Origin of the sequence: Staphylococcus sp. EG-SA-17, from assembly GCF_017151845.1 — a bacterium.
Taxonomy (GTDB): domain Bacteria; phylum Bacillota; class Bacilli; order Staphylococcales; family Staphylococcaceae; genus Staphylococcus; species Staphylococcus aureus.
The window spans coordinates 1-493 of record NZ_JACVZO010000085.1 but is presented as its reverse complement, the minus strand read 5'-3'; the positions used below and the strand labels follow the sequence as shown (position 1 = coordinate 493).

1 protein-coding gene is annotated in these 493 nt (G+C 32.9%); it reads right to left on the bottom strand.

Translation table 11 applies throughout. From position 1 onward, the window contains the following. On the bottom strand, positions 1 to 493 hold a 493-nt coding region (locus IDG65_RS14165), incomplete at both ends, for an aldehyde dehydrogenase family protein (protein WP_206174200.1).

Sequence of the window (493 nt, the reverse complement as noted above, 5' to 3'; positions counted from 1 at the left end):
ACTTGTATCAATAAAGATGTTTTTAACTTGTTGATAGTTTTTAATTGCATCTTTATAAACTTCACGGCCGATACCAGATTTTTTATAACCACCAAATGGTGCACCAGATGGAATTTGATTATACGTATTAACCCAAATACGACCAGTACGAATTGCTTTTGCAACATTTAATGCACGAAGTAAGTTTGTAGTGAAGACACCACCAGCTAAACCATATTCTGAATCATTAGCAATGTTAATTGCTTCTTCTTCATCTTCGAATTTTTCAACAACAATAACAGGTCCAAAAATCTCTTCTTGAGCTAATTTATGACTATTATCTGAAAGTTCAATGATTGTTGGTTCGAAGAAGTAGCCCTTATCTAAACCATTATCAGTAATACGATGTCCACCCGTTAAGATATTTGCTTTGTCATCTTCTTCTGCTAATTTAATATAACTTTCGATTTTTTCAATTTGTTCTGGACCAGTTTGTGCACCCATTTTTGTATCT